The following is a 20,305-nucleotide window of genomic DNA, read 5'->3' as shown; positions in this document are numbered from 1 at the left end:
CGCGATGATCAAGCCTGACCCCAGCATAAGTAGCACCAGCCCGACCCGTGCGGAAACCAGCCTCGAGGAGAGCACCGACCGCTTGATGCGGGCGTCGCTGGCACGGCTGACATCCGGCGTCTCGCCGTCGGCGGTGGTTCTGACCTACGTCGATTGGCTGACCAGCGTGGCGATGTCACCGGGCAAGCAGGCAACCCTTGCGCGCAAGGCGATGGACAAACAGCTGAGGCTGGCGATGTGGGCCGGCCGCTCGGCGCTCGACGCCGAGGCGGCGCCCTGCATCGAGCCCCTGCCCCAGGACCGGCGCTTTCGCGCCCCGGCCTGGCAGCGTTTTCCCTATAACCTGATCTACCAGTCGTTCCTGCTGCAGCAGCAATGGTGGTGCAATGCCACCACCGGCCTTGCCGGCCTGTCCCCACATCACGAACAGGCGCTCGAATTCGGCGCGCGCCAGCTACTCGACATGGTTTCCCCCGCCAATTTCCCGCTCCTCAACCCGCAGGTGCTGGACAAGACGCTTTCGACCGGCGGGGCCAACCTGATGAAGGGTGTCCAACAGTTCATCGACGACCTGCAGCGCCAGATGACGGGCCAGAAGCCGGCCGGAGCCGAGCAGTTCCTGCCCGGGCAGGCGGTCGCACTGACGCCTGGCATGGTGATCTATCGCAATGACCTGATCGAGCTGATTCAGTACGCCCCGTCAACCGACGAGGTGCATGCCGAACCGGTACTGATCGTGCCCGCCTGGATCATGAAGTACTACATCCTCGACCTGTCACCGGATAACTCGCTGGTGCGCTATCTGGTCGGCAAGGGCCATACGGTCTTCATGATCTCCTGGCGCAACCCCACGGGAGAGGACCGCGACCTCGGGCTCGATGACTACCAGCACCTGGGCATCATGGATAGCCTCAAGGTAATCGGGTCGGTCTGCCCCGGAGCACCGGTACATAGCGTTGGCTACTGTCTTGGCGGCACGCTGCTGGCTATCACCGGGGCAACCATGGCGCGAGATCGCGATCACCGCCTGGGCTCGATGACGCTGCTCGCCGCCCAGACCGACTTCCGCGAGGCCGGCGAGCTGATGCTGTTCATCGATGACAAGCAGCTCTCTTTCCTCGAGGACACCATGTGGACACAGGGCGTGCTCGACACCAAGCAGATGGCCGGCGCCTTCCAGCTGCTGAGCTCCAACGATCTGATCTGGTCGCACCTCATCAACGACTATCTGCTGGGTGAGCACCGCCCCATCAACGACCTGATGGCCTGGAACGCCGATGCCACTCGCATGCCCTATCGTATGCACAGCGAATACCTGCGCCAGCTGTTCCTCGACAACGATCTCGCCGAGGGCCGCTTCAAGGTCGAAGGCCGTCCGATAACGGTCAGCGACATCCGTGTGCCAATCTTCGCGGTGGGCACCGAAAGGGACCATGTCGCCCCCTGGCGCTCGACCTACAAGATCCATCTGCTCGCCGACACCCAGGAGATCACCTTCTTGCTGACCAGCGGCGGCCACAATGTAGGCATCGTCTGCCCGCCAACGGACACCCGGCACCATTTCCGCATGGCCACCGCCAGCGAGGGCGATGCTTATGTCGACCCGGAGACCTGGCTTGAGCGCACCCCGGAGACCGCGGGTTCCTGGTGGCCGGCCTGGCAGGAGTGGCTGGCGGCACATTCAGGCGATCCCCAGGCGCCGCCGTCGATGGGGTCGGACGACTATCCTCCGCTAGACGATGCGCCCGGGCGCTACGTGTTGATGGAATAGTCATCACGCGGGCATGGAGGGGCCCGGCGTTTAATATGTAGAAACCAAGGGAATCATCGTTGCCGACACTGGCGGGAATAAGCCCTGGTGTCGCTCTGCCGCACCGTTGCATCATGCGCCGGTCGGCCCCATGTTAGACTGCAACGATTTACTCTTGGCGGGAGCCCCGGCACACATGTCCCTAGAAGATCTCCACCTGACGCTGCGCAACCTCACCCTGGACGACTATTCTCAGCTCAAGACGCTGATGGACCGCGTCTATCACGACATCGGCGGCGCCTGGCCACAGCGCACCATCGAGCGGCTGATCAGCGAATTCCCCGAGGGTCAGATCGTCATCGAGGACGACGAGACCCTCATCGGCGTGGCCCTGACGGCCCGGGTCGACTACGAGGAATTTTCCAACCCGCACCGCTACGACGACCTGATGGATCAGCGGGAGATCATCCTCAACGCCCCCGAAGGCGACGCCATGTACGGTCTGGACGTGCTGATCGATCCGGCCTACCGGGGGTATCGGCTTGGCCGGCGCCTCTACGAAGCTCGCAAAGATCTCTGCAAATCCTTGAATATGCGAGCGATTCTTGCCGGCGGCCGAATCCCCAACTACCACCAGTACGCACACGAGATGGCGCCGGCCGAGTACCTGGATCAGGTCTCGCGCAAGGAGATTCACGACCCGATTCTCTCCTTCCAGCTGGCCAACGACTTCCAGGTCAAGCGACTGCTGCGCAAGTATTTGCCGGAAGATGAAAAGTCTCAGGGCTACGCGACCCTGCTCGAGTGGAACAACATCCTCTTTGAGCCTGCTGAATCGGTGCTCGACACCCGCAAGACCCAGGTACGAGTGGGTGCAGTGCAGTGGCAGATGCGCGAATTCTCCTCGGTGGAAGCGGTTCTGCAGCAGGCCGAATACTTCGTCGATGCGCTGTCAGATTACCAGAGTGACTTCGCGGTATTCCCGGAGCTTTTCAACGCACCGCTGATGGGCTTGCAGGACCGCGCCGCCCAGCAGGATCAGATCGAGGCTATCCGCTTCCTGGCCAGTTTCACCGAACGCTTCAAGACCGAGCTGTCGCGTATGGCGGTGTCCTACAACATCAACATCGTCGCCGGTTCGATGATCGAGGAGCGGGAAGACGGCCACCTCTACAACATCGCCTATCTCTTCCACCGCGACGGCGACATCGAAGCCCAGGCCAAGCTGCACATCACCCCCCAGGAGCGCCGTGACTGGATCATCGAGGGGGGCGATGACCTCCAGGTATTCGACACCGATGCCGGCCGAATCGGCATCCTGATCTGCTACGACGTCGAGTTCCCGGAAATATCGCGCCTGCTCGCCGATCAGGACATGGACATCCTCTTCGTGCCCTTCTGGACCGACACCAAGAATGGCTACCTGCGTGTACGCCATTGCTCCCAGGCCCGCGCCATCGAGAACGAGTGTTACGTCGTGCTGTGTGGCAGCGTCGGCAACGTGCCGGCCATCGAGAACATGGAGATCCAGTACGCCCAGTCTTCGGTGTTCTCACCCTCTGACTTCGCCTTTCCCCATGACGCCGTGCTGGCCGAGACCACACCCAACACCGAGATGATCATGTTCTCGGATCTCGACCTGAAGCGACTCACGGTGTTGCGCAACGAAGGCTCGGTGACCAATCTCAAGGACCGCCGCAAGGATCTCTTCGACCTGCGCTGGCGCGACTGGTCATGGAAGTCCGGGTCCCGCCAGGAAGACAACTGATCCATGCTCGAACGCTGGCGGCGTTGGCGGGCCGCCCGTTTTAACGCCCGCCATCCCTTTCCCGCCGACACCTGGCGCGAGGCTCGGGCTCGGCTGCCCCTGCTTGCCGCCTTGAGCGATGAAGACGCCGAGCGCCTGGGCCAGCGAGCCTGGGCCTTTGTGCATGACAAACGTCTGTCGCTGCACCCTGCCCTGGCCGATATGCCTTTTGACGAACCGGCGCGGCTGGCACTGGCCGGCCAGGCGTGTCTGCTGACCCTGGGCTGGTCGCAGGCCGAGCATCAGGAAGCCTTCGCCAATGTGCACGAGATCCTGATCCTGCCAGGTGCCTTCGCGCGCCAGGTCGAAGAAATGGATGAAGCAGGGGTGATGCACGAGTATGCCGATCAGCGAGCCGGCGAGACCTCTTTTCAAGGGCCGGTGGTGGTGGCCTACCCGGAACTGATGGCAAGTGGCGACTTCAGTGGCTTCAACGTGCTGATCCACGAACTCGCCCACAAGCTCGATATGGGCAACTCACGGGATGCCGATGGCTTCCCGCCGCTGCCGCGGGACATGGCCGCCAGTGAATGGCACCAAGTCTTCACCGCGGTTTGGGACGACCTGCAGGCGCACCTGGAGCGCGGTGAGGACACTCCCATTGACGACTATGCGGCTAGCCACCCCGGGGAATGTTTCGCCGTCTGCTGCGAGCATTTTTTCAGCGCGCCGGACCTGCTAGACAAGGCCTATCCGGCGCTTTACTCGCTGCTTTCCCGCTACTTCCAACAAGATCCGCTAGCACGCCTACCGGTGCCCTCTCAGCCCTGATCGGTGCTACCATCATGTCATCGAGAGGCTCACAAGGCGTTTCCCACGAGAGCCCAAACGGGTCTCAATTGACGCCTCACAGGTATCCAGGAAAGCGTCATGAAGGGTGATTTAAATAGCGTCCTTCCAGGCATTCTAAAACGCATTTAGAAAACGGCCCGGAAAACGCCGTTAAAAGAGTCTCGGCAAGGTCCTGAAAAGAGCCCTTGGTCCTGAATTCAGGGGTAAAGGGTTGGAAGAGTCCTGTGAAAATTCCTGGAAAACTCTAATAACCCCTGATAAAAGCTCTGAGAAACGTCCTGAGAAGCGTCCTGAAAAATGGCCATGAGCATGCCAGATAGCACTACCCTGACAGCCGTTCATGCATCACAACGGCGCCTATTTGCTGGCCAAACCCCCGTGCAGCTTCTAGCCTCATAAAGTGAGACGGGATCTCATTGAGGGCCCAAGTCATAAGATTGGATTGCCCATGGATTGAGGGACCCTGCGCCCCACGTCACATTCACTATTGAGCCAACTGTCTGTAGTCTTAAGGCTCCCTTAAGGAAAAGAGTGCAGGCTACGCGGCCTGCTGCTAAGACATTACGGAAGCAAAGAGACATCATCTTGAGTACACCGCTGGTATCGATCGTCATTCCTGCCAAGGATGAAGCAGGCAACCTGCCTGCGCTGCTCGACGAGGTCGACGCAGCTCTCGTCGGCACCGACTACGAAGTGCTGGTCGTGGACGATGCTTCCCAGGATGGCTCCTGGGCCATGCTGACTCGTCGCGCCACCGAAGACCCCCGCCTGCGACCCTTGCACCATGACAAGAGCGCCGGCCAGAGCACCTCCGTCTGGCAGGCCGCTCGTGCAGCCCGGGGCACCTGGCTCGCCACGCTCGACGGCGACGGTCAGAACGACCCTGCCGACCTGCCCAATCTGCTCGAACGCGCTCAGCGCGGCGATGTCACGCTAGTGGCCGGCCACCGCACCACTCGCCGCGACGACTGGCTCAAGCGGCTATCCTCACGGGTGGCCAACAAGGTGCGTTCGGCACTGCTCAAGGATGACACACCGGATACCGGCTGCGGCCTCAAGGTTATCCATCGCGAAGCCTTCCTGGCACTGCCCTACTTCAATCACATGCACCGTTTCCTGCCGGCTCTCGTGCTGGCACAGGGCGGTCGCTGTGTGTCGGTACCGGTCAACCATCGTCCTCGCGGCGCCGGCGAGTCCCACTACGGCCTCAACAACCGTTTGTGGGCAGGCCTGCTCGATATCCTCGGGGTGATGTGGCTGCGCAAGCGCACTCGCCTGCCGGCACCGCTGGATACCTTCGAGGCGAGTCCAGCCGCAGTTTCCAAGCTGACCCCTGATAGTTCAAGCGATCAAAGCTCGGGCGCTGACTCTGCCGAGGCCCCGACACCCACCTCAGCGCGGGAAGCCTCACGATGAACACCGAATGGCTGTGGATCGGCGTCGGCTTTCTTGGGCAGGCAATGTTCTCGGGGCGTTTTCTTGTGCAGTGGTTGGCCAGTGAGCGGGCCAAGCGCAGCGTGGTTCCCTTGGCGTTCTGGTTCTTCAGCCTTGCCGGTGGCGTCACGCTGCTGGCCTACGCCATCTATCGCAAAGACCCGGTATTCATCGCCGGCCAGGGCGCTGGCCTGCTGATCTATACCCGCAATCTGATGCTGATCCGTCGTGAGGCCAAGGTTCTGTCCGAGTCCGAGTCCGAGTCTGCCCAGTCCTGAACCACGTCTTTTCGTTTCGATATCTGCCGCGAGTTCCTCGATGCAACGTCCTGCTTACCTGCATGCCACCTACCGTCACGGGTTCTGGTGGCTAGCCCTAGTGGCCCTGGGCCTGCTGGCTCTCGGCCTTGGCCTGCGAGACCCCTGGCCCGCCGATGAGCCGCGCTTCGCGCTCAACGCCCTAGAAATGCTCAAGACCGGCCAGTTCTGGCTGCCGCATCGCGGCGGAGAGCTCTATCCTGACAAGCCGCCGATCTTCATGTGGGCCACCGCCGTATCGATCGCCATCACCGGCTCGGTACGGCTCGGCTTTCTGCTGCCTTCGCTAATTGCCGCGCTGGGCACCCTGGCGCTGGTCACCGACCTGACGAATCGCCTCTATGGCCGCCGGATAGCGCTGCTGTCCGGCGCCGCACTGCTGTCGACCGTGCAGTTCGCGCTGCAGGCCAAGACCGCCCAGATCGACATGCTGGTCACGCTGTGGATCACTTTGGGTGCCTACGGACTGATGCGACATGCGCTGCTCGGTCCGGCGAGAGGCTGGTGGTATCTGGGCTGCGCTTCGATGGGACTTGGCATCATCACTAAGGGGGTCGGCTTCCTGCCGCTGCTGATGGTGCCTGCCTGGGCGCTGCTGGCCTGGCGCGGCCAGGCCACGCCGCTGCGCCTGAAGGAACTGGGGCTCGGCCTGGCGATGATTCTGGGCGTCGCGGCACTCTGGGTGGTGCCGATGGCGCTGATTACCACTTTCGGCGATGAACCGGGGATGACCGCGTATCGCGACAACATCCTCTTCAAGCAGACCGGCAAGCGCCTGGCCACCGCCTGGCACCATGTCAAACCCTGGCATTACTACATTGTCTCGGTGCTGCCCTGGGCTTGGCTGCCGTTGGTACTGGGGCTGCCCTGGGTGGTGCCGTCCTGGTGGCATCGTATCCGCCGCATGGATGCCCGAGTGCTGCTACCACTCAGCGGCACGCTACTGGTCGTCGTATTCTTCTCGCTGTCCCCGGGCAAGCGCGGCGTCTATATGCTGCCGACCTCTCCGCTGCTGGTGTTGGCCATGGCACCGCTGCTGCCCGGCCTGCTTTGCAAGCGGGGCCTGCATTGGCTTGCCACCGGATTGCTGGCCCTGCTCGGCGGCATCTTCCTCATTGCTGGCCTGCTGGGCGCCTTCGGACTGCCGGCGCTGACTGAGCTTGCCGCCAAGTATGACGTCATGCCCTGGACCTGGTGGATCCTGCTCGGTGTCTCGGCGGCGGGGCTGCTCATTTGGCTGCGGCCGCGCCGCGGCATGCTGGGCCTGGCTGCCTGGCTGGCGGTGTTCTGGGCGCTGTGGTCCACCTTTGGCTACCAACAGCTCGACCAGACCCGTTCGCCCAGGGACATGATGCAGCGGGTGGTCCAGATTACCGGCCCTTCGGCCTGGCTGGCCCAACCCGACTTCGATGAAGAATTCCTGCTCCAGGCGCAACAGCCCAGCGTGCATTTTGGTTTTCACACCGATCAGGATGCCCAGTTCCTGAAGGCCTTTGACTGGCTCGCCCAGGCTCCTGACGAGCGCTGGATGCTAGTGCCTCAGCGCAAGGAAGATCAGATCGCCTGTGCCGACCTGAACCAGGCCAGGGACCTTGGCCTGCAGAACAATGAACACTGGTGGCTGATCCCGGGGCCGGCCTTCGCGTCCTGCGAGGGAGATACCGCCGCAGCGCCGCTGTTCGTGGCTCCGACCACGGTTGAGGGCCCCGTATCAGCCGGGCCCCAGCCAGGTACTCGCCCCGGTCAGGATGGCGTGTCAGAAGCGCCAGAGGAGGAAGGCAAATGAAGGTGCTGGTCACGGGTAACGCAGGCTTTATCGGCTTCCATGTGGCGCGAGCCCTGCTGCAGCGCGGCGACAGCGTCGTGGGCTTCGACAGCGTGAACGACTACTACGATCCGGCGCTCAAGGAGGCCCGACTCGCGACCCTCGATGCCGTGGCCGCACAAAGCGCCGGCAGCTATCACTTCGTGCGCGACAACCTGGCGAATGTCGAAGCGGTTGATGCCTGCTTCGCTGAGCACGCCTTCGACCGGGTCATCCACCTAGCCGCGCAGGCCGGGGTGCGCTACTCCATGGAAGCGCCGCTGGCCTACGTCGAGAGCAACGTGACCGCCTTCTGCGTGCTGCTCGAAGCCTGTCGTCGCCAGCAGGTCGCCCATCTTACCTACGCCAGCACCAGCAGCGTCTATGGGGCCAACACCCAGATGCCCTACCGCGAGGATCAGGGCGTTAATCATCCGCTGCAGCTCTACGCCGCCACCAAGCGTGCCAACGAGCTGATGGCCCACAGCTACAGCCACCTCTACCGAATTCCGACCACGGGGCTGCGCTTCTTCACCGTCTACGGGCCCTGGGGCCGGCCGGACATGGCGCTGTTCAAGTTCACCCGCAGCATCCAGGCCGAGCAGCCGATCCAGGTCTACAACCACGGCCACCACAGCCGCGACTTCACCTATATCGATGACATCGTCGAAGGGGTAATTCGAGCCAGCGACCAGGTCGCCAGCGCCGACCCTGACTGGAACAGCGATGCCCCGGCACCGGCCAGCAGCGATGCGCCCTACAGGATCTTCAATATCGGCAACCAGGCGCCGACCAGCCTTGGCGACTACATCACCGCCATCGAGGAAGCGTTGGGCAAAGCGGCGATCCGCGAGTTGCTGCCGCTTCAACCCGGCGATGCCGCGGATACCTTCGCCGACAGCTCGGCGCTGGCACAAGCGGTGGGCTATACGCCCTCAACCCCGGTCAAGGAAGGCGTCCAGTCCTTTGTCGACTGGTACCTGGACTTCTACGCCGAGTCACCGACAGAGCGCTCTTCAAGCCCGTCCGATAGCCAGGCCCACAGCGCCTCGGCCGCCTCCCGCGGCTGACGGTTGGCCGGGCGAACCAGCCAGAAGCGCTCAGCGCTGGGGACCGACAGCACAAACGGCTGAACCAGGTCTTCGCGGCTCTCGACCAGCCGACGATGGGTAAGGGCGATCCCTCCCCCGGCGGCAGCCAGTGTCAGCGTCATGACCTGGGTATCGCAGATCAGCGTCGGGCAATCGCTCTCGATCCCGGCGATGCCCGCCCGCTCCAGCCAGGCCGGCCAGCCCACCGCAAACCCCGCCGCGTGCAGCAGCGTTTCACCGGCGATATCCCCGGGTGCCTCAAGCCGTGCGGCCACTTCTGGCGCACAGGCCGGCACCATCGCCTCATCGCCAAGCGACAGAGCCTCCATTCCCGTCCAGTCCCCCGAGCCGTAGCGAATCTCGAGATCGGCGCCTTCCGGCCCGAAATCCTCCGGCCAGATCGCGCTGACCAGGCGCACCGCCACCGCCGAATGTGCACGATGAAAAGCCAGCAGCCGGGGCGCTACCCAGTTCTGCTGCATCACCGGCGTGGTACGCAGGGTCACTGGCGCATGGGGGCTTGGCCCGAACACCTCGGCGGTGCCCTCGGCCAACCGCGAGAAGGCCTCAAGCACGCTTGGCAGCCAAGCCTGGCCCGCCGGGGTCAGGCTCAGGCTGCGCGGGTGGCGCACGAACAGCTTCTGACCCAGGCGATCCTCGAGCAGTCGGATGCGTTGGCTGATCGCCGCCTGGGTCACGCCCAACTCCTGGCCGGCGGCGGTGAAGCTCATGGTGCGGGCGGCAGCCTCGAATGCCTGCAGCCAGATCAGCGGGGGCAGCCCCTTCATGTCAAAACCTGCATGTCAGAACCTTCCTACCAAGCGCCTGATGACAACGCCTTAATGAAAAACCCTGTGATAAGTACAGCTAGGGCAATGGGGCCAGATTAATCGTTTGTCGCGGGGCGGCGCAATCGCCAGCATAGGCGGCATATTCTCGTCACAGGCCACTGGCCAGCAGGAGTGCCCCATGACCGACACCACGCTTTCCGCCCCCGCAACGCAACGCACCGTCATCGCGATGGGCGAGCTGTCGGCGTATGCCAATGCGCCGGCACTCACCGATGCCCTGGCCAGCGGCGCCCGTGTCACCCTCAGCTGGGGCGATGGCGCCCAGGCTCACTTCCCGCTCACCTGGCTGCGCGACAACTGCCCCTGCGAGGCCTGTCGCCACACGGTCACCCGCGAGCGCCTCTACGTCCCCCTGACGCCGGTCACCGCCGCCCCCGAGGCCACACTTCACGACGGCAACCTGACCCTGACCTGGCAGGATGGCCATGTGAGCGACTTCGATGCCGGTTGGCTGCATCAGCGCCGCCCCGGCCAGGAGCCGGCGTCAGTCATCCCGGCGCGTCGCCCCTGGGCAGCCGATTATGCCCCCGAGTGCGTCGCCCATGCCGACTTCGTGGGCAACGCCGCCGGCGAGCGTGCCTGGCTCGAGGCCCTGCTGCGCGACGGCCTGGTGCTGCTCGACGCAGGCCCGCTGGCCGATGAGGAAGTCAGCCGCCTGGCCGAACGCATCGGCCCGATGCGTCCGACCAACTTCGGGGCCCGCTTCGACGTACGCTCCAAGCCCAACCCCAACAATGCCGCCTACACCGCCATCGGCCTGGCGCTGCACACCGACTTGCCCAACTGGCGACAGCCGCCGGACATTCAACTGCTCTACTGCCTGGAGAATGAAGCCGAGGGTGGCGAATCGATCTTTGCCGACGGCTTCGCGGCGGCCGAAACGCTGCGCCAGCAGAATCCCGAGGCCTTCCGCATCCTCAGCGAAACGCCGATCGACTTCCGCTTCCAGGACGAGGAGCAGGACATCAGCACCCGCGCGCCGGTGCTGTCGCTTGATCACGACGGCCAGCTGATCGAGGTGCGCTTCAACAACTGGATTCGCGACAGCCTGCGCCTGCCGACCCACGTCATCGATGCCTGGTACGACGCCTATCGCCAGTTCTGGCAGTTGCTGCATTCCTCGGAGCACCAGCTCGACTTCGCCCTGGCCCCTGGGCAGATGGTCGCCTTCGACAACCGCCGGGTGCTGCATGGCCGCCGCGCCTTCGACCCGAGCACCGGTCGGCGCCACCTGCAGGGCACCTACTTGGATCTGGACATGCTGGAATCGCGTCTGCGGGTGCTGTCTCGCCCCGACTGACCTCCTTTTCCCCTGACGCCGTGGCGACGCCACAGCCCGACTGCACAAGCAGCGCCACGGCTCACCCAATAGGCGGAGCGACGGCCGCCCAAACAATAGACCACGCAAGGAGATGCTCATGAACACCGTACTGCGCACCACGCTTACCGCACTGTCGGTTCCTGCCGCACTGACGCTTTCCCTGCCGACCCAGGCCGACGATGCGACCCTGGACTTCGGCGTTCCCGCCTGGCCGGGTATCACCGTCAAGACAGAAATCGCCAGCCAGTTGCTCGGCCCGCTGGGCTATGACACCAGAGTGCAATCACTTGGCATGCAGGTCATCTACCAGGGCATGCAGAGCGGCGACGTTGATCTCTTCCTCGGCGCCTGGCTGCCAGCCCAGGAGGATCTCTACACACCGCGCGTGGAAGATGGCAGCCTCAAGCGAGTGGCCAACAACGTCGATGGCGCTCAGATGACGCTGGCGGTCCCGGAGTATCTGTACGAGCAGGGCATCACCAGCTTCGCTGACCTGGACGCGCAGCGCGAGGCCTTCAATGGCGAGATTTATGGCTTCGGCGCCGGCTCCGCCGCCAGCGAGATTCTTCATCAGGCCATCGACGAGGACGCCTGGGGGCTCGGCGACTGGGAACTGGTGGATACCAGCGTCGTCGGCATGCTCAGTGCGGCACGCAGCGCCATCAGCCGCGAGGAGCCCATCGTTTGGGTCGGCTGGACGCCCCATTGGATGAACCTCGAACTGCCGATGCGCTACCTCGAGGACCCCAAAGACCTGTTCGGCAAGAACAATGGTGAGAGCGAGGTGCTAACCCTGATGCGGACGGGCTACGCCGAGTCCCACCCCAACCTTGAGCACTTCTTCACTCAGTTCACCTTCAGCGCTGACCAGCAGAGCTGGATGATCAACGAGTACGGCCAGGAGGAACGAGACGTAGAAGACGTTGCCCAACAGTGGATAGCGGATCATCCCGAGCGTATCCAGGCCATGCTTGAGGGCGTGACCGACCGTGACGGCAAGCCAGCCTGGCCCCAAGTGCAGGATGCTCTGGCGCTGTAACGGCCCTCGGCCTGGCCCGCGCTCAACTCCTTAAGCGCGGCGCAGGATAGACCGTCGCGCCCGGCGTGCCGCTTTGGCCGCCGGGCGCGTTGTCGTATGCTGTGTCGTCATTTGGACCACCACCTGCAAGGATCTTGTGCGCATGCCCCGCCCTCTACTGATGATTCTGCTCCTGCTCGTCACCCTGCTGGCGATGGGAGGCCTGTGGCAGTGGCTGGCCATGCACGATGTATTGACGGTGGCACGTCTACAGGCTATCGCGGCGGGTTCGGTGGCCTGGACACAGGCCCCCTGGGCGATTCTGGTGGTGGTTGCAGTCTATGCAGCGGCGTCACTGGTGATGTTCCCGCTGAGCCTGCTGGTAGCGGTGACAGGTCTGCTATTCGGGCCATGGTGGGGCTTCGGCTACGCCCTGGCGGGCACGCTGGCGGCGTCGATCCTGACGTACGGAGTAGGAAGGCGGCTTGGCCGCGAGGCGCTGATGCGCTATGGCGGCCGGCATCTCAAGGGGCTGTCGCGCTATCTGGCAGGTCGCGGCATTCGCACCATGACGGTGGTCAACCTGCTGCCGCTGGCGCCCTTTACGCTGACCAATATGCTGGCCGGCGCCTTTCACCTGCGTTTCCGCGATTACCTGATCGGCTCGGTCATCGGTATCGTGCCGGGGCTTGTCGGGGTCACGCTGCTGGGTAGCCAGCTGGGGCAACTGGTCACCGCCAACAACAAAGGCGAAATCGCCATCTCGCTGGGCGGCATTGCCCTCGGGGTGCTGGTGCTGGTCGGTCTCAAGCGCTATGCCACGCGCCGCCAGCAACGAGAACCGGCCCGCCCTGCTCACGCACAGCGCCCCCCAGAAGAAGCAGACATCCCGGACGCGCCAACCAGGCCACAAGAACAGGGCGACTCGGCTAACTCATAAAGCGCCTTCTCATGCCTTAGCGCCAACGGGCACCGGCCTCTGCTGAGGTCGGTGCCCGCTTATGTGTTCCGCTCTACTGGCCGGTGATTCCGGCTACCGGCTTTTGACCTTCAAGCGTCAGGACTGCTACTTGGGAGTGACTTCCTTCGACTCCGCCTCGTCGTCCTCGTGGCCGCGCCCGATCAGCGGCTGCCAGTCAGCATGCTCCCACTCATCCTGCAAGATAGAGCGCAGTATCCGGCCACGGTGACGCAGCATGTGCCACTCCGCGCCCAGGCGGCTGCGCACTCGATCCCAGGTGCCGTCATCGGCGTGGCTGAAGGGGCCACCCACGGCGATGGCTTGACGATAAACGTCCAGACAGCGCTGAGCGCAAGCGGTTTCATCGAAGGCCTGGGCGGTGGCCAGAGCCCCCTCGGCCATCGCCGACCGGCACTCAGTATCGGCAAGCGCCACCATGGCGTCGGCCACTGCCTCGCGGTCATCGTTGGGCAGCAGCCTGCCATTGCGACCATCCTTGAGCACCTCGCGCACGCCGGGGGCAGCCACGGCCACTACCGGCAAACCGGTGGCCATGGCCTCGACGACCACCATGCCCTGAGTCTCGCTATGCGAGGCGAAGCCGAAGACATCCATGGCATGGTAGGCATCGATCAGCGCCTGACCCTGCAGGCGTCCGGTGAAGTGCAGACGTGAGGCCACACCAAAGCGCTCGGCGACCTGCTTCATTGCTTCCCGGGCATCGCCATCACCGACCACCAGGCAATGTGCCTCGGGCAGTTGCTCTAGCATCCGTGCCAGCGCCTCGGTGAGGAAGGGCAGGTTCTTCTCCTTGGCGAGCCGCCCCACATGCCCCACCACATAGGCGTCCAAAGGAATGCCGTGCTCACGGCGAAGCGCGGCACCGTCACCCTGTGCGAAACGCCGGGTATCGACGCCGCTGGGTACCACCCAGACATGCGGATTGGCATCCCGTTCGAAGAGCAGCTCGCGGATGCTTTCACTGGGCGCGATCACCGCTTCGCAAAGCCGCGTGTACTGGGTGGAAAGGGCCACGGCGAAGCGCTGCATGCGCGGCGAATCGCCGGGCACGTAGTGGGTGTAGTGCTCGTACAGGGTGTGGTGGGTAAACACCAGCGGCAGCCCGTAGGTCTCGGCGGCCCGCGCGGCGGTATCGCCGAGCAGAAAGGGGTGATGCGAATGCACGATATCCGGGTCGAAGGCCTCGATGGCCTCATAGAGCTGACCGGGAATCGGTACCGGCAGCGAGAAGTCGCTGCCATTGAAATGCTGGACGGCGGCGACGCGTACCACGTCGTCCTCGTCCTCTGGCTGCCCGGTCAATTTGGGGGCCACTACCAGTACCCGGTGCCCCTCGGCCTGCAGCCGTGTTTTCAGACGCTGAACGGACTCACTGACCCCGCCCACGATTGGACAGTAAGTGTTGGTGAACATCAGCACATTCACGCCATAGACTCCCTCGTCAGCGTTTCCTGGATGCGCCGGCCGCCTATCCTTGCATGGCCTCGCCTTCCTCAAGATAGGCGATGCTGTAAGAAAACCCAGACGGCACACGACGGCGCAGATCATACACCCCATACGAACCTGATCGCACTCGCCATTGCCTAAGCAAGCGTCAGGAACAGGCGGGAATCATGACATCGATCATGGCAACGCCGCGCCCTCAAGGGCAAGGGAACCTATCGGTGGCATCTGAGGGTGCTCGGGCAGTGGCGGCACCCGCCCGGCCATCGCTTGCTCGAGATAGTCGATGAAGGTGCGAATCCGCTGGGGCACATGGCGGCGCTGGTCGAAGACGGCATAAAAATCGGCGCTGACGCCCTGCCAGCCGGGCATCAACTCAACCAGCCGCCCCGCCGCAAGGTGTTCATGCACGTTCCACCAGGAACGCAGCATCACGCCATGACCATCGATCGCCAGCTGCGTGATCACTTCACCGTCGTTACTTGCCATCTCGCCGCTGACCTTCACGCTGCGCGCCTGCCCCGCCTCGCCGCGGGGCTCGAAGCGCCACAGGGCGAAGTCGCTGTCATTCTCGCGGATCACCAGACAGCGGTGGTGCCCCAGATCCGCCGGCGTCTCGAGCCGCGGCATGGCCTCGCAATAGGAAGGTGCCGCGCACAGCAGTCGACGATTAGCGAGAATTCGCCGCGCCACCAGTCGCGAATCCGGCGGCTCTCCCACCCGGATGCCGATGTCGAAGCCCTGGTCGCTGAGGTTCATGGGAAAGTTGGTCAGCTCCAGCCAACCGGAAAGTGCCGGGTGACGCTGGCAGAACGACGAGAGCAGGGGGGCGACATGACAGCGACCGAAGCCGAAAGTGGCGTTGATACGCAGGCGACCCGAGAGATCGGCACGCCGGTCGCCGATGGTCTCTTCCAGCTCACCGAGCTCGTCGAGAATCAGGGCACCGCGCCGGCAATAGAGCTCGCCCTCGGCGGTCAGCGTCAGGCGACGCGTGGTGCGGGTGGCAAGCTCCACCCCCAGGCGCGATTCGATCTGCTTGAGGCGCTTGCTTACCGCCGACAGCGACAGGCCCAGCTCGCGTGCGGTGGCGGTCAAGCTGCCGCACTGCGCCAACCGCAGGAAGAACGCCAGGTCATCGAGCTGGGCCACAATGAGATTCTCTACTTAAACGCAACAATAACTTGCATTATAGCCTGATTATGCAACGAACTGGAGCGGGTAGACTGAAGGCATCGCCACTCAACCCATTCAAGGAAGGCACCCATGAGCCATCGCATCGCCATACTCGCCGGTGACGGCATCGGCACCGAAGTCATGCCCGAGGGCGTGCGCGCTCTCGAAGCTGCCGCCAAGCGCTTCGGCATCGAGCTTCAGCTCGAGCAGTTCGACTTCGCCAGCTGCGACTACTATCTCGAACACGGCCAGATGCTGCCGGACGACTGGCACGCGACCCTCGCCCAGTTCGACGCCATCTTCTATGGCGCCATCGGCTGGCCGGACAAGGTGCCCGACCACATTTCCCTGTGGGGCTCACTGCTCAAGTTTCGCCGCGAGTTCGATCAGTACGTCAACCTGCGCCCCTGCCGCCTGCTGCCCGGCATCAAGAGCCCGCTGGCAGGCCGTGAACCGGGTGACATCGACTTCTACGTAGTGCGCGAGAACACCGAAGGCGAGTACTCAAGCGTCGGCGGCACCATGTTCGAGGGCACCGACCGCGAGGTGGTGATCCAGGAAACGGTGATGACCCGCCACGGCGTCGACCGGGTACTCAAGTACGCCTTCGACCTGGCCGCCACCCGCCCCAGAAAAAAGCTGACCTCCGCGACCAAGTCCAACGGCATCGCCATCACCATGCCCTGGTGGGACAAGCGCGTGGCAGCCATGGGCCAGCACTACCCCGACGTCAACGTCGATCAGTTCCACATCGACATCCTGACCGCCAATTTCGTGCTGCACCCGGACTGGTTCGACGTGGTGGTGGCCAGCAACCTGTTCGGCGACATCCTCTCCGATCTGGGCCCGGCCTGCACCGGCACCATCGGCGTGGCCCCCTCGGCCAACATCAACCCGGAAGGCACCTTCCCGAGCCTCTTCGAGCCGGTTCACGGCAGCGCCCCGGATATCGCCGGCAAGCATATCGCCAACCCCATCGGCCAGATCTGGTCCGGCGCCATGATGCTCGAACACCTGGGCCACAAGGAGGCCGCCGATGCCATCGTTGCCGCCTTCGAGGCCGTCCTCGCCGAGGGAGATACCACAGTACTGACACCTGACCTTAACGGCTCAGGTTCAACCCAGGCGCTGGGCCAGGCGATTGCCGCGAGGATCGCCGCCGGTTGATACGAGCAAGGCATCCGGCGGCCCTGGCGCCATACCATGAATCGCTTATGATGAAGATTCATTACCTACCGTCCAGGAGCCGCCATGCCGCCTCGTGATCTGACTCATCGCCCGGCGCACCGTCCCTCGCGTCACCCGTTCACCATTGCCCTGCCCCTCGTTGCCTCGGGGCTGCTCGCCGGATGCACCGGCATCCCCGAGGGCACCCAGGCAGTCGAAGACTTCAACCTGGATCGCTATCTCGGTCAGTGGTACGAGATCGCGCGCCTCGATCACAGCTTCGAAGAAGGGCTCGACTGCGTTACCGCCGACTACTCCATGCGCGATGACGGCGGGGTGAAGGTGATCAACGCAGGGGTGAACCTCGAGACCGGCGAGCCCAGCGTGGCCGAAGGCAAGGCCTACTTCATCGATGAACCGAGCGTTGCCCGTCTGAAAGTCAGCTTCTTCGGCCCCTTCTATGGGGGGTACAACGTGCTGGAACTCGACCCCGACTACCAGCACGCCCTGGTGGTCGGCCCTAATCGCGACTACCTGTGGATCCTGGCCCGCACCCCAACGATGGCCCCCGACACCTACCAGGCGCTGGTGGACCGCGTAGCCGAGCTCGACTTTGCCGTCGACGACCTGATCGAGGTCGAGCAGGACCGGGCCTGTGCTCCCTATCGCCAAGGTACCTGACGCGTCTCGGCTTCCTGAGGCCTTGGGCCTGGGAGCCCACTCGGGAAAGGCCTGAAGGTCGACGCCGCGACCGCCGAGCAGACCACCGCAAGAGGGCGGAAAAGAGGACAACGGCGGCTTATCTCCTCCTCGGCGACTACCGACTAGGCAAAATGTATAACATACGAAGACCTGTATCCAACATAAGCTAGTGATGGCGCCGGCATGCTCGGCCCATTCATAGCAAAGGATTCGCTTATGACACTTGGACGACGTCAGTTTCTCGCCACCTCGGCCGCCCTCGGCGCGGCCATGACCGCCCCGACCCTATTGGCAGGAGGCCTTACCGGTGCCCCGCCATCACGCTATCCGGTCGAAGCCTGGCAATCTCTCGACGACCGCTTCGACCGCTACATGCTGTTCAATTCGCCACTCGAACGCCACTGGAGCGGTGGGCTGTGGCTGGAGGGGCCGGCCTGGAACGCCGTGGGGCGCTATGCGGTGTTCAGCGATATCCCCAGGGCTCGCCAAATGCGCTGGGACGAGGCCACCGGCCAGGTCAGCGTATTGCGCCACGAGGTCGGTCATTCCAACGGCAATGCCTTCGATGCCCAGGGGCGGCTGGTGGCCTGCGAGCATTCACCCGCGCGGGTGGTTCGCTACGAATGGGACGGCAGCGTCAGCGTGCTGGCCGACCAGTTTAACGGCAAGCGTCTCAACGCTCCGAATGATCTCGTGGCACTGAAAAGTGGCGGTATCATCTTCACAGATCCGGGATATGGTGCTCACGTCGACTACGAGGGACATCGCCGCGAACTGGAGCTCGATACCGCCGTCTACTACTGGGAAGACGGCATGGACCAGCCTCAGGTGCTGACCACGGAGCTTTACAAGCCCAATGGCATTGCATTGGGGCCGGATGGTAAAACGCTATATGTGACCGATACGGCGCCTTCTCACTATCCCGACCAGCCCGCCACCATCAACCGCTTCACCCTCGCCGACGACGGCAAGCGTCTCGAAAACGCACATCGCCTGGTGGCCAGTAAAAGCGAAGGCTATGACGGCATGACGGTCGACATGGATGGCAACCTGTGGGTCGGCACATCTGGCGGGGAAGGAGTCGATGGCGTCAGCATCTTCGCTCCGGATGGGGCGCTGATCGGTCGCATTCTGCTTCCGGAAGTCTGCGCCAACGTCTGCTTTGTTGGCGATGACCGCAACCGGCTGCTGATGACCGCCAGTCAATCGATCTATACGATCTATACCGGCACCCGCGGCATCTGAACGTGACGCCGGTCATGCCACCGAAAGCGCCATGACCCCAAAGCCGGGCACTCCGCATCGGATGCCCGGCTTTTTTGCCTGCCCATCTCGCCCCACCACCACCTGCCCTGGCTTTCACGATCGCACCGATCATTTTCATCAGCTCGACGTCTGGCCTTGTCGCCACCGCAATGGATTCGGAAGGTAGTCATCAACTGTCGTCCGGCGACCCTCTTATGACGGCCATCATGACAACAATCCGACAAGCAGGCGTCTTCATGACTTTCCACTCGCACGCTCCCGCTTCTTATTGTCAGCCGCTGCTGACCGCGATCACCGTCCTTACCGACAGCCATGCTGACCATGCTGGATCCCCACATGCTGGATAACTGGCTCGACCAACTGCTTGATGACGTCACGCCATCAAGCGACCACGGCCGCCTGCCCTTCGGCCATTATCGGCTGCACGGGCCCGGCATCCTCGAGCTTATTCCCAATCAGACGCAGCCCGGCGCCCGGGCCTGCGTGCTGTCGGCAGCGGTGCATGGCAACGAGACGGCGCCGGTGGAGCTCGTCGGCGAGCTGCTCTCTCGGCTCGAGGCCGGCCTGGTTCGCCTCGGCGCACCGGTGCTGGTGCTGATCGGCAACCCGCCGGCACTGCGGGCTGGCGAGCGTTTCATCACCACCAACCTCAACCGGCTGTTCCAGCGCGACCTGACCGCGAGCGGCGAGGAGCCGGATCGGGCCCGCACATTGATGAGCGCTGTGGATGATTTTTTCACCCGCCATGCGACGCTGCCACCGCTGCACTTTGATCTGCATACGGCGATCCGCGACAGCCGCTATCCGCGCTTTGCGGTCGAGCCCTACACCGAACAGGTGACAACGGAGCCCGCGCAGTGGCAGTGGCTGTCCCGGGCCGGCATCCAGGCGGTGCTCCATCAGCACTGTCATAGCTGGACCTTCTCTCATTACTCGCGCCACTATCATGGCGCTCAGGCGTTTACTCTGGAGCTTGGTCGCGTCGCCCCGTTCGGCGAGAATGACCTGAGCGCCCTGCGCCCCATGCGCGCCCTGCTGGAGGCCCTGTCCGAAGGTCATGAGCCGCCGGGGGCGCCGGCCAAGGCCATGAGCTTCTTTCGCGTCGAGCATGAACTCATGCGTGAGTCCGAGGACTTCGCCCTGTGTTTCGATGAGGCCACGCCGAACTTCAACGAATTCTCCCCCGGCGAATGCCTCGCCCGTGACGCCAAGGCCGGTGACTACGTGGTCGGACAGCACCCGCAGCGGGTGGTCTTCCCCAATGCCAAGGTAGAGATCGGCGCGCGGGCCGCCTTGCTGGTCGTCGAGGTGGTGCCGCCGACATGAGCCCGGCGGAAGGATCAACACCACCAGGAATCCGACGCCTGTCGACGACGACCGATAG

General features: G+C 63.7%; 17 protein-coding genes. 14 read left to right on the top strand and 3 right to left on the bottom strand.

Annotated features, from left to right (window positions below; genetic code table 11):
• Nucleotides 1-4: 4 nt before the first annotated feature.
• The 7 genes from BCL93_RS05875 (at nt 5) to BCL93_RS05845 (ending at nt 8,974) form a co-directional block, all read left to right on the top strand.
• Nucleotides 5-1,771, top strand: coding sequence for a PHA/PHB synthase family protein (locus BCL93_RS05875; RefSeq protein ID WP_112054168.1), 1,767 nt, complete (start codon nt 5-7; stop codon nt 1,769-1,771).
• 175 nt (nt 1,772-1,946) lie between these two features.
• On the top strand, nt 1,947-3,518 hold the full coding sequence (locus BCL93_RS05870) for a carbon-nitrogen hydrolase family protein (RefSeq protein ID WP_112054167.1): 1,572 nt from the start codon (nt 1,947-1,949) through the stop codon (nt 3,516-3,518).
• Between the two features lie 3 nt (nt 3,519-3,521).
• The gene (locus BCL93_RS05865) at nt 3,522-4,328 is read left to right on the top strand and encodes a zinc-dependent peptidase (protein ID WP_112054166.1); all 807 of its coding nucleotides are present in this window, start codon (nt 3,522-3,524) and stop codon (nt 4,326-4,328) included.
• Between the two features lie 606 nt (nt 4,329-4,934).
• A complete protein-coding gene (locus tag BCL93_RS05860; RefSeq protein WP_112054165.1) occupies nt 4,935-5,765 on the top strand; it encodes a glycosyltransferase family 2 protein in 831 nt (276 codons plus the stop codon).
• On the top strand, nt 5,762-6,061 hold the full coding sequence (locus BCL93_RS05855) for a lipid-A-disaccharide synthase N-terminal domain-containing protein (protein ID WP_112054164.1): 300 nt from the start codon (nt 5,762-5,764) through the stop codon (nt 6,059-6,061). The genes BCL93_RS05860 and BCL93_RS05855 overlap by 4 nt, the downstream gene beginning before the upstream one ends.
• 40 nt (nt 6,062-6,101) lie before the next feature.
• Nucleotides 6,102-7,886 carry an ArnT family glycosyltransferase gene (locus tag BCL93_RS05850; protein WP_112054163.1) on the top strand — a complete coding sequence of 595 codons (1,785 nt, stop codon included), beginning with the start codon at nt 6,102-6,104 and terminating at the stop codon, nt 7,884-7,886.
• Nucleotides 7,883-8,974: an NAD-dependent epimerase gene (locus BCL93_RS05845; protein ID WP_112054162.1), complete on the top strand. Its 1,092-nt coding sequence runs from the start codon at nt 7,883-7,885 to the stop codon at nt 8,972-8,974. The genes BCL93_RS05850 and BCL93_RS05845 overlap by 4 nt, the downstream gene beginning before the upstream one ends.
• Here BCL93_RS05845 and BCL93_RS05840 read toward each other — a convergent pair.
• Nucleotides 8,893-9,783, bottom strand: a complete 891-nt coding sequence (locus BCL93_RS05840; RefSeq protein WP_112054161.1) for a LysR substrate-binding domain-containing protein — start codon at nt 9,781-9,783, stop codon at nt 8,893-8,895. The genes BCL93_RS05845 and BCL93_RS05840 overlap by 82 nt on opposite strands.
• Nucleotides 9,784-9,964: 181 nt before the next feature.
• On the opposite strand from BCL93_RS05840, the gene BCL93_RS05835 reads away from it, so the two are divergent.
• From BCL93_RS05835 to BCL93_RS05825, 3 genes are all read left to right on the top strand, one after another.
• The gene (locus BCL93_RS05835) at nt 9,965-11,146 is read left to right on the top strand and encodes a TauD/TfdA family dioxygenase (RefSeq protein ID WP_112054160.1); all 1,182 of its coding nucleotides are present in this window, start codon (nt 9,965-9,967) and stop codon (nt 11,144-11,146) included.
• A gap of 118 nt (nt 11,147-11,264) precedes the next feature.
• The gene (locus BCL93_RS05830) at nt 11,265-12,206 is read left to right on the top strand and encodes an ABC transporter substrate-binding protein (RefSeq protein WP_112054159.1); all 942 of its coding nucleotides are present in this window, start codon (nt 11,265-11,267) and stop codon (nt 12,204-12,206) included.
• A gap of 142 nt (nt 12,207-12,348) precedes the next feature.
• On the top strand, nt 12,349-13,125 hold the full coding sequence (locus tag BCL93_RS05825) for a TVP38/TMEM64 family protein (protein ID WP_112054158.1): 777 nt from the start codon (nt 12,349-12,351) through the stop codon (nt 13,123-13,125).
• Between the two features lie 126 nt (nt 13,126-13,251).
• Here BCL93_RS05825 and BCL93_RS05820 read toward each other — a convergent pair whose 3' ends face one another.
• Nucleotides 13,252-14,592 (bottom strand): glycosyltransferase, encoded by a 1,341-nt coding sequence (locus BCL93_RS05820; RefSeq protein ID WP_258396005.1) that lies wholly within the window; start codon nt 14,590-14,592, stop codon nt 13,252-13,254.
• 198 nt (nt 14,593-14,790) lie between these two features.
• A complete protein-coding gene (locus tag BCL93_RS05815; RefSeq protein WP_112054157.1) occupies nt 14,791-15,762 on the bottom strand; it encodes a LysR family transcriptional regulator in 972 nt (323 codons plus the stop codon).
• Nucleotides 15,763-15,876: 114 nt separating this feature from the next.
• Between BCL93_RS05815 and BCL93_RS05810 the strand changes: the two genes are divergently transcribed.
• From BCL93_RS05810 to BCL93_RS05795, 4 genes are all read left to right on the top strand, one after another.
• Complete coding sequence (locus BCL93_RS05810) at nt 15,877-16,953, top strand: tartrate dehydrogenase (RefSeq protein WP_112054156.1); 1,077 nt, start codon at nt 15,877-15,879, stop codon at nt 16,951-16,953.
• 84 nt (nt 16,954-17,037) lie between these two features.
• Entirely contained in the window at nt 17,038-17,634 is a 597-nt protein-coding gene (locus BCL93_RS05805; RefSeq protein WP_112054155.1) for a lipocalin family protein, read from the top strand.
• A 237-nt stretch (nt 17,635-17,871) separates the two neighbouring features.
• A complete protein-coding gene (locus tag BCL93_RS05800) occupies nt 17,872-18,900 on the top strand; it encodes an SMP-30/gluconolactonase/LRE family protein (RefSeq protein WP_112054154.1) in 1,029 nt (342 codons plus the stop codon).
• 357 nt (nt 18,901-19,257) lie between these two features.
• Nucleotides 19,258-20,247 (top strand): succinylglutamate desuccinylase, encoded by a 990-nt coding sequence (locus BCL93_RS05795; RefSeq protein ID WP_112054371.1) that lies wholly within the window; start codon nt 19,258-19,260, stop codon nt 20,245-20,247.
• Nucleotides 20,248-20,305 lie beyond the last annotated feature (58 nt).

Origin of the sequence: Onishia taeanensis (genome assembly GCF_003268885.1) — a bacterium.
Lineage (GTDB): Bacteria > Pseudomonadota > Gammaproteobacteria > Pseudomonadales > Halomonadaceae > Onishia > Onishia taeanensis_A.
This window is presented reverse-complemented; position numbering and strand designations above follow the sequence as displayed.